This is a genomic window from Psychrobacter sp. AOP7-C1-14 (genome assembly GCF_052376135.1).
Taxonomy (GTDB): domain Bacteria; phylum Pseudomonadota; class Gammaproteobacteria; order Pseudomonadales; family Moraxellaceae; genus Psychrobacter.
In genome coordinates, this window is the sequence record NZ_JBQSVH010000025.1 from 34,201 (window position 1) to 43,985 (window position 9,785).

Consider the following 9,785-nt stretch of genomic DNA (forward strand, 5'->3'; position numbering starts at 1 on the left):
CTAATAAACACAGCATGAAATATCCAAAACGTGCGACACCCAAAGTCTCTAAGCCATCTCATCAACGTGATGACAATCATAATGTGCAGACGCCTATCACAGCGGCGGCTGCATGGGAAAATACGTCTGATGTGGCAGCAAGTACCTCTAAGTTACCAGCGCTCTTTATCTCTCATGGCGCACCTACGCTTGCGATTGAGCAATCTGCTACAACCAGTGCACTGGCGCGTATCGGCCAAAACTTACCTAAACCACGTGCCATTGTCATTATGTCAGCGCACTGGCAGTCAGCAAAGCTAGAGATTAGTAGCAATCCACAGCCAAAAACGTGGCATGACTTTTCAGGATTCTCAACTGAGCTTTATGATATTCAGTATCCTGCTGCAGGGCAGCCAGCGCTGGCTGAGACCCTTGATCAGCAGCTGACAGCACGTGGGATCACTTGCAGTGTCAATCCAGTACGTGCCTGTGACCATGGCGTTTGGGCACCGCTCAGACATTTGTATCCAGAGGCAGATGTGCCTATCGTACAGATATCATTGCCGCAGCATTACGACAGCGTTGCTTGTTATCAGTTGGGCGCGCAGTTGGCGCACCTGCGTGATGAGCAAATTCTCGTCATTGGTTCAGGTAATATTACGCATAACCTGCAAGTATTACGCTGGGAAGCTGACAGCATCGATCAAGCAGCAAAAACATTTAAGCAGTGGTTGCTGCAACAGCTCAAGATAGATATTCCCGCGGCGCTCGATTGGCAGCAGTACCCTGACTACAAGGATATTCATCCGAGTGATGAACATTTGCTACCGCTGTTTTTTGCATTAGGTACTGGTCAACGTGTCTCTGTCGTTCATCAAAGTATGGCCCACCATAGCTTAGGTATGGACATCTACCGCTTTGATTGAGTGCGACTAATATCGCTTCATCCTACTTTCAAAAGCGTGTTTGGTAAATAAGCCAGCGCGCTCCATCTCGCCCGCCACGCTAAATAATGTCGCTTCATCATTCATGTGACCGATTAACTGCATACCAATCGGTAGGCCTTTTTTGGTCATACCGACGGGTACTGACATCGCGGGTAACCCTGTAACATTACCCAATAACGTAAAACCCATCTTACCTAATACGGGGGCACTGAGCTTTTCGATCATACCTGAGCTAAAGGCATATCTACCCATGTTAAATCCTTTGTTAAGCACCTCAGCGCTACGCATCATCATCTCATCCATACGGCTAGGCGGTAGCACACCATGCTTTACCGCAGGCGTAGGTACCGTTGGGCATAAGATCATATCGTAGTCTTCTAGTAATAGACCCGTCTGATACTGGCTATGATGCCAGCCATGTTTGGCATGTGCTAGATCCACCGCTGACAATGAGCGTCCAAGCAATGCCATGTTGTAAGTTTGCGGCTCTAGGTTTTTGATATGGTCAGCACCAAAATCACGCTCGAGATTATCAATTGTAAAGGCTGTATGCGCGCAAACCACAACGATAAAGTCATGCCAAAACTGATCGACATTAATGTTTGGCTCGGCCGGTACTACCTCATGACCCATAGATTCTAGTTGCTTAGCCGTCTGCTCAAGTACCGCCAGCACTTCTTTATCCACTGGCGTATTGGCTATCAAAGGCTGCTGATGCAAAGCGATTTTTAGCTGTCGCGGCGCACGCATTGCTGCTTGCAGAAACGTGCCGTCTGGCGGAGCTATAACGTAAGGGGCGCCAATCTCCGCACCGCTAGTGGCATCTAGCATCGCCGCACTATCGCGTACCGAACGCGTAATGACATGGTCAGCCACTGCCCCCTCCCAGCCTTCACCAAGATTAGGGCCCATTGGGTTACGCCCGCGGCTTGGCTTTAACCCAAACGTACCGCACCAAGCAGACGGAAAACGTATCGAGCCACCGCCATCACCGCCGCCTGCCATCGGGACAATACCGCTTGCAACTGCCGCAGCGCTACCACCTGATGATCCACCCGAGCTATAGCCTTTTTTAAAAGGGTTGTGAGTAGCACCATGCGCCTTTGGTTCAGTGGTGATAATCAAACCAAACTCAGGAGTGTTTGTTTTGCCAAAGGTATTAACGCCTGTCGCTTTCATCCTTTTAACGATTTCGCTGTCTTTTTCTGAGATGATATTAACGCTACGACTGCCCATCGTAATGGGCTCGTCGGCGAAGCTAAATGATAAATCTTTTAGCAAATACGGCACGCCAGTAAACACACCTGAAGGCAAACCTGCCTGCGCAGCATTATAGGCGCGCTCATCGAATCGATGCACGATAGCATTTAGCTTAGGGTTAATTTGATTTGCTTGATGAACAGCAGCATCAAGCAATTCCTTTGCACTGACATCACCTGAGTTGACCAATGCCGCTAAGGCTAACCCGTCATACTGAGTATATTCTTTAAACATAACTGACCTTCCTTAGAGAGTAACTTTGTTAAAACTGTCCAAAACTCATTTTTTGAAATTACAGACTGCATTTTTATATACTCCTATCAGTTTAGTATAAAAAACCATGACTGATATCTGATAAACGGACTCATTAGTCATCTGGTCGATTTCAGTAATTAATGAATAGTATGCAAATCTACTCTTTAAATATGAGGCTTTATTTCACAATATGAGCTCACTATTAAACCTTTTTATGAAAATACAATTAAACCTCTTCCACAAAAAAACGAGCCACTTTCATGACTCGCTTTTTCAATATTGACCTCATATTTAGCATGCTTACATTAGCAGCTCACGCTTACCACTTTTGCCCATTGAGCTGACCAATCCAGCTTCTTCCATAGAATCGACAATACGCGCAGCACGGTTATAGCCAATGCTAAATTTACGCTGAATACTGGAGGCTGAAACCTTACGTGTTTCCATAATAAAGGCGACAGCATCATTATATAGATCATCATCTTCACCAGAGGCATTACCTGAGCTACCACCACCTGGGCTAGACAATTCAAAGTTACCTGCCATGTTGTCGATATAATCAGGGGCACCGCGCTCACGCCAAGCGTCACAGACACGGTTGACCTCTTCGTCACTGACGTAAGCACCATGCACACGATCTGGCTCAATCTGTCCTGGTCCCAAAAATAACATATCACCATTACCTAGCATATCTTCTGCGCCGCCACTATCCAAAATCGTGCGTGAATCGACTTTTGAGTTGACTCGTAGTGCCGCACGTACCGGAATGTTGGCTTTAATAAGACCCGTAATGACATCTACCGACGGACGTTGAGTCGCGAGCATCAAATGAATACCTGCCGCCCGCGATTTCTGTGCCAAGCGTGTGATAAGCTCTTCGGCTTGTTTACCCACCTGCATAATCATATCGGCAAACTCATCGGCGACGATAACAATCATTGGTAATGTTTTAAGCTTAGGTGCTTGGCTAATACTCACACTGTCATTTGGACGCCATAAAGGATCAAGCATTGGATTACCAGACTCTTCAGCTGCGATGACTTTTTTATTAAATTCATTAAGCTTACGTACCTTGAGTAAACTCATTAATTGATAGCGGCGCTCCATCTCGGCCACACACCATGACAAGCTACTAGCCGCTTCCGTCATATCAGTGACCACCGGCGTCAACAGATGCGGAATGTCATTATAGTTAGCAAGCTCTAGTTGCTTTGGATCAATCAAAATAAGACGCAGGTCATTTGGTGTGTATTTGAGCAGCATCGATAAGAGCATTGAGTTGACCAATACTGATTTACCAGAGCCTGTCGTACCAGCAACAAGCATATGCGGTGCACGAGCAAGGTCAGTAATGATTGGATTACCACCGATATCTTTACCCATCGCCATGCTAATCTGCGCTTTCGGATCTTTAAATGTTTCAGTATTGAGCAGTTCAATCAAACGTACCATTTCACGTTTCTTATTCGGTACTTCAATACCAATATATGGTTTGCCTGGAATCACTTCGACCACACGCAAAGAGGCCATCGATAATGAACGCGCCAAATCGCGCGAAATACCGGTCACTTTACTGGCTTTCACCCCAGCAGCTAACTCCACTTCAAAACGAGTGACAACAGGTCCTGGAATAGCATTAACCACAGAGGCTTTGACGTTAAATTCTTGTAGCTTAATTTCTAATAACTCAGACAGCTTCTCAAGCTCAACCACGGTATAGCTAGGCTTGCGGTCAGGATCGGGCTTATCTAATATAGAAACTTCTGGAATAGGCGTTAGACTGCTGCGATAGGCTGCCGTTTGCATCGAGCGGGATTTTTGACTGAAAGCGGCATCATCACTAATATGCGGCATGACTGGTACGTTGGTATCGTCGTTGTCGCTCTCTGGCATCATATCAGTGATATGGTTACTACTATCACCCTCTGGGACAGCGAAGCTAACAGACGGTTGCGCAGGCGTTTTAGGCTCAGGCACGTTTGAAGTTGAACTAGTCACTTCTACTGTTGGTGCTGCTTTTGGATTGGCAGGAGGCGTATTGGTTGGTGTCATATCTGAAATATCTGACACTGTAAAATCCTTTCCCTCTACTACTGGAGCAACTGTAGGCTCAGAATTTATTGCTGCCTTTTCAGTATCTGGCAACTCTAAAGGCGTGTCAGACGATAGATTGGCTGGCTCCTCTGCAGAACTCATCTTCTCTTCTACGATAGGTTTTGGAGTCTTCTCTTGGACTATTGGCTCAGCTGCTATCACTTCCTGAATAGGATTAGAGTCTTCTGGCGTTTCTACAATAGACTCTGTAAGTTCTGATATTTCAGCATGCTCTGCCAACCATGCTTCTGCCAACTTATCTACTTCCACCGTCTCATTTTTCGTAGGGATTTCAGGCTCAGCAGGTTGAATGACTGGCTGACTAGCTAAATTGTGGTGAACTGGCTCATCGACTGATGACTGAGTTAGTGGCTCTTTATCGCGCACAACTGGTTGAGCAGCCGCTTTCATCGTGGTAGTTTCTGCAGTTGCAGGTACTGCTTTCTCTAACGCTGCCGTGGTACTAGTACCTGTCTGGGAGTGGTTAGGGGCAGGCATAGCAGAACTGTCCACGCTATTGGTACTGTAAGCCATTTGTTCACTTGCGAGCAAGTCATCGACAGTATTGGCATCATTCCACGCAAAGCTTGGCTCAACTTTGCGCGCGACAGGTGCGGTCGAGTTTGAAGCTAATGGCTGGACTGTATTATCAGTAGAGTTATTAAGCGAACCTTTATCGGTATTGTCCTGCTCACCTTTTAAGCTATTAGATGTCGCCACTGCTTTTGCTGCGATGACAGAAGCCTTTACGCTGTCGGCCAGTCCTGATGTTGATAGAAAGTCCGACAACACATTACTGAAACGCCCACCACTGCTAACGTCTTGAGTACCGCTAGTGTTTTCAGCAGACTGCAACTCAAGTGGTAGCTGCTCATGCTCTTCTTTTTGAGCTACAGGCTCATCTGCAACTTGGGTATCATCTTGTGAGGTATTACTTGGTTGAGTAGTTTCAATGGTATCCTGATTTTCAACACCTGAGCCAAACCACGATAGTGCACGAACCTTTTGATATATCGTTATCCAGTGAATATTAAAGGCATACGTAGCGGTAATCACAACAAATACTGCTAAGAAAATCACACTCCCCCACTGCGATAGTAGCTGTGCCAACCGCGCCTGCAACTCTAGCCCGATGATACCACCAGAGACACCTTCGAGTCCGATTGCGTCAGGGTTCGTAACTTGTTGAACCAGAGAGACCAATTGTGCAAACAATGCGCTAGCACTCAATAACAAAAATACATAAGCGACCAATCGCATAAGCCAAAACGTTGGCTTATTTTCCCACCAAATCAAGATAGATTCATAAACCACAAATGCCAAAAACCACCAAGCACCAAATCCAAAAAAACTATAAAGCAAATCGGATAACCAAGCACCTGCCTCACCGCCCATATTATTAATCGTGGTCATATCACTACTAATATGCGACCAACTAGGATCGTTACCCGTATAAGTTATCAAAATGACAAACAGATAAACGGCTAGTATTAACCCAAGGAGGGTAAACATTCCCTTTTTTAAATATTCAATAAGCGGTGCTGATATCACGTAAGATCTGCCTTGTTATTAATACTAAATAGTCGCCAATGCATGACTAAGCCTAATCATGCTGACATAAAGTGTTGACATAAATTTATCGAGCAAAGTATTTGTTTGATAGGTACCGACTGTAGAACCCTGCAACAACCGTTATCGCTTGGCCCCTACGACACTTTGCATAACTTCTTATAATAACAAATACATAGGTGCAGTGGCGACAGTCTTATCAAGAAAGCGTATAAGAAAGTAAATCAGCAGACACTTTGCGTAAGGAAACAGTTGGTTAGCGAAACACTAATAGCAAAACATGGCTAACTTTGTGGCCTAAATTCTATAAAACACCCACCGTTTTTGCAGTTATATTCCCAAGTTGTTTATTCTTTGATTCTAATGATAACTATGTTTGTTTTAGCAAACTTGCACTTTGTGCTCTGTGCCCTTATGTTATTATCACACAACAATTAGAAGAAGCATATTCGTAGTCATTTTTGATATTCCTCTTTTATTATATTTATAACTTACACTTTTAATTCGTATATTTAGCAAGGAACAACTCATGGCAACTGACACTACTGCTCCACGTCACGAAAAGCTCATTATTTTAGGCTCAGGCCCTGCTGGCTACTCTGCAGCAGTTTATGCAGCACGCGCTAACCTTAAGCCAGTTATGGTTACTGGTATGGAAGTCGGTGGACAATTAACCACCACCACCGAAGTCGACAACTGGCCGGGCGATGCGCATGACTTGACGGGTCCTGCGTTGATGGAGCGTATGAAAGCACATGCTGAGCGTTTCGGTACTGAATTGGTCTATGATCATATCAATGAAGTAAACTTAAACGAGCGCCCTTTTCAACTGACAGGCAATAACGGTAGCTATACTTGTGACGCGCTCATTATCTCAACGGGTGCATCTGCACAATACTTGGGTCTAGAATCAGAGACCAAGTTTAAAGGTCTTGGCGTATCAGCCTGTGCTACGTGTGATGGTTTCTTTTACAAAGATCAAAAAGTTGCGGTAATTGGTGGTGGCAACACAGCCGTCGAAGAAGCTTTGTATCTCTCTAATATCGCTTCTGAAGTGACGCTGGTACATCGCCGTGACAGCTTGCGTTCTGAAAAAATCCTTCAAGACAAGCTATTTGAAAAAGCTAAAAATGGTAATGTCAAAATCGAATGGAACCATCAAGTAAAAGAAGTGGTCGGTGATGACATGGGTGTCAATGGCGTCGTCATCGAATCAATGGTTGATGGCAGCACCAAACAACTAGATACAATGGGTATGTTTGTCGCTATTGGTCACAAGCCAAATACTGACTTATTCAAAGACCAACTAGATATGAAAGATGGCTATCTGACCGTCAATAGTGGCTTGAATGGTAATGCCACCCAAACCAGTATCGAGGGGGTATTTGCTGCAGGTGACGTAGCCGATCACGTTTACCGTCAAGCCATCACTTCTGCTGGTACTGGCTGTATGGCTGCTCTTGATGCCGAAAAGTACTTGGATGCATTGGGCGAGACTGTCGCTCGCGATCACACTTACGATTCAACACTAACTGAAGATAAAGAAGCCTAAATGGGTAACTTTACTCAACAGAACGGTAAACTCATCACGCCTGAGACTTTAAAAAGTCTTGGGCGTTATGACTTTCCTGATCCAGTTTCTATCGACCCTGATGGCATTGGTATCGTCGCTATGGGCGGTGATCTAGCGCCTGAAACGCTGATATCAGCCTACGCTCAGGGGCTATTCCCTTGGTTCAATGAAGATGAGCCGATTGCTTGGTGGTGTCCTGAACCGCGTTGTGTGATCGTTCCCTCTGCCTATCAACCGAGCAAGTCTCTACGCAAACAGGCCAATCGTGAACGTTGGCAAGTGACGCTTAATCAAGCCTTCGATGATGTCATACATGCCTGTAGCTTACCGCGTAGCGATGGCCTCAATGACAATCAGCCCAAAGGCGAGCATACTTGGATTCATACTGAGATGATCGATGCCTATACTAAACTGCATGCGCAAGGCTATGCTCATAGCATTGAAGTCTGGGATGAAGCGGGTCAACTTATCGGTGGATTGTACGGGTTGAAGATAAACGGCATCTACTTTGGTGAATCCATGTTCCACCGTGCCTCTAATGCTTCAAAGCTAGCGTTTTGGGGCTTGATGCGCCTGTGTGAACAAAGTCATGTTGCACTCGTTGACTGCCAGCTACCAAACGACCATTTGATGAGCTTAGGTGCGACTACCTTGCCGCGTACTGACTTTTTAACTCAGTTAGACAACCTAATAGGTAGCCATTCTGTGTCATGGCAAAAGCACTCTCATAAATCATTAGCCGTATCGCGACTGAATAGAGAAGCGCCTTGGCAGTTAGAAATATGATTATTATAGCGGTAAAAATACGAGGTTATTATGGCACTTGATACATCGTTTCTATTGATTGGAAAGCTAGCAACAAAAGCCAATACGACCAAAGACACCGTTCGCCATTACGAGCAGTTAGGGCTGCTAAAATCTCGCAAGCGTCAGGCAGGCTCACGCCTATATACTGAGTTTCATCCAGAATGTATCGAACGCATAGAGCTGATCAAAAGTGCGCAAGCCATTGGCTTCACATTAATTGAAATCAAAAATAGTTTAAATGATTATTATGATGGTCACTTAGATATCGATTCGCAGCTTGTACTAACACAGCAAAAATTAGAACAAGTCAAAAAACAGCAAGCCAATATTAGCATCATGATAGAGCTACTGAGCGAACGCTTAGATATTCTAGGGCAAATGAAAGCGGATAGTGACTATCAACTTGATGTGGAAGTCTGTAAAAAGAAGATACCTTTACAATAGAGTTTGAGGCTTATTTGGTTTTGTATCTATATTTTGGCTGTTATAGCTATTTCTATTGTGACCGCTTACTTTTTATCAAATCTTACTCTCTCTATTAAATATAAGTATGCTGCATGATTAATGCATCGACTGCTGGTTTATGTGGCACTTTATAATAGCCTTTGCGTCTATGAATGATGCTAAATGCCTGTTGCTCGTATAACGCTATTGCCGTAGTATTGTCTGCACGTACTTCTAACAGGAGACTCTCTACCTGATTAAGCGGTAGTATCTCATGTAATTTATTCAATATTTTTGACGCAATGCCTTGGCGTTGGTGTTCTGGATCAGTTCCAATACGCAGCACCTCTGCTTGCTCAAACGTCATTTGATATAAGCAATAACCAACTATCTTACGATGAGAGTTACCCTTTTCTTTTGCTTTATCGTAAGCAATCAACATACTAATACTGTCTTGCTCAAGCAGTTTAGCCAACGTTTTCTGATTCCAAGCATCATTTGGTTGCACTATCGCTTCGATACTGGCGACAATTTGAATCACCGTTTTGATCTCTGCTACATTTGTCGATAACGCTTCTATCGTAAACATGACGTTCCTTTTACACTTATTATTAGACTGGCTTTACTATTGCCTTACGCTTCGATTAAAGCTTGCCGCATATCTGGTCATGTAATTATCCAATCAAATAAATGGATAACCATTCCTCCAAAGAAAAGGCCACCCTAATTAGGATGGCCTTTTTTATGACTAACTCATAATCTCATTACTGAGACTTAATGATTAGTTCAATACGCTAGCAACAACACCAGCGCCTACAGTACGGCCGCCTTCACGAATAGCGAAGCGAAGACCTTTA

Annotated in this window: 7 protein-coding genes and 1 pseudogene; 4 read left to right on the forward strand and 4 right to left on the reverse strand. The window is 44.5% G+C overall.

Annotated features, from left to right (window positions below; all coding sequences use genetic code 11):
• The first annotated feature begins 14 nt into the window (after positions 1–14).
• On the forward strand, positions 15–905 hold the full coding sequence (locus ACT3QN_RS12650) for a DODA-type extradiol aromatic ring-opening family dioxygenase (RefSeq protein WP_444529279.1): 891 nt from the start codon (positions 15–17) through the stop codon (positions 903–905).
• A gap of 6 nt (positions 906–911) precedes the next feature.
• On the opposite strand, the gene ACT3QN_RS12655 is transcribed toward ACT3QN_RS12650, so the two are convergent.
• The gene (locus tag ACT3QN_RS12655) at positions 912–2,420 is read right to left on the reverse strand and encodes an amidase (protein ID WP_444529273.1); all 1,509 of its coding nucleotides are present in this window, start codon (positions 2,418–2,420) and stop codon (positions 912–914) included.
• Positions 2,421–2,741: 321 nt separating this feature from the next.
• A complete protein-coding gene (locus tag ACT3QN_RS12660) occupies positions 2,742–6,086 on the reverse strand; it encodes a DNA translocase FtsK (RefSeq protein WP_444529274.1) in 3,345 nt (1,114 codons plus the stop codon).
• 547 nt (positions 6,087–6,633) lie between these two features.
• Here ACT3QN_RS12660 and trxB point away from each other — a divergent pair.
• From trxB to ACT3QN_RS12675, 3 genes are read left to right on the forward strand one after another with little or no spacing between them, the layout of a single operon-like run.
• Entirely contained in the window at positions 6,634–7,656 is a 1,023-nt protein-coding gene (gene trxB, locus ACT3QN_RS12665) for a thioredoxin-disulfide reductase (protein ID WP_444527872.1), read from the forward strand.
• The gene (aat, locus tag ACT3QN_RS12670; RefSeq protein ID WP_444529275.1) at positions 7,657–8,463 is read left to right on the forward strand and encodes a leucyl/phenylalanyl-tRNA--protein transferase; all 807 of its coding nucleotides are present in this window, start codon (positions 7,657–7,659) and stop codon (positions 8,461–8,463) included.
• A 30-nt stretch (positions 8,464–8,493) separates the two neighbouring features.
• A complete protein-coding gene (locus ACT3QN_RS12675) occupies positions 8,494–8,928 on the forward strand; it encodes a MerR family transcriptional regulator (protein WP_444529276.1) in 435 nt (144 codons plus the stop codon).
• Between the two features lie 94 nt (positions 8,929–9,022).
• Here ACT3QN_RS12675 and rimI read toward each other — a convergent pair whose 3' ends face one another.
• Both rimI and ACT3QN_RS12685 read right to left on the reverse strand, forming a co-directional pair.
• Positions 9,023–9,517, reverse strand: a complete 495-nt coding sequence (gene rimI / locus ACT3QN_RS12680) for a ribosomal protein S18-alanine N-acetyltransferase (protein ID WP_444529277.1) — start codon at positions 9,515–9,517, stop codon at positions 9,023–9,025.
• A gap of 192 nt (positions 9,518–9,709) precedes the next feature.
• Positions 9,710–9,785 (reverse strand): annotated as a pseudogene (locus ACT3QN_RS12685) (elongation factor Tu); the annotation flags it as partial.

Coding starts and splice junctions, on each gene's coding strand:
- ACT3QN_RS12650 (WP_444529279.1), top strand. CDS start 15: ATGAAATATCCAAAACGTGCGACACCCAAAGTCTCTAAGCCATCTCAT.
- ACT3QN_RS12655 (WP_444529273.1), bottom strand. CDS start 2,420: ATGTTTAAAGAATATACTCAGTATGACGGGTTAGCCTTAGCGGCATTG.
- trxB (WP_444527872.1), top strand. CDS start 6,634: ATGGCAACTGACACTACTGCTCCACGTCACGAAAAGCTCATTATTTTA.
- aat (WP_444529275.1), top strand. CDS start 7,657: ATGGGTAACTTTACTCAACAGAACGGTAAACTCATCACGCCTGAGACT.
- ACT3QN_RS12675 (WP_444529276.1), top strand. CDS start 8,494: ATGGCACTTGATACATCGTTTCTATTGATTGGAAAGCTAGCAACAAAA.
- rimI (WP_444529277.1), bottom strand. CDS start 9,517: ATGTTTACGATAGAAGCGTTATCGACAAATGTAGCAGAGATCAAAACG.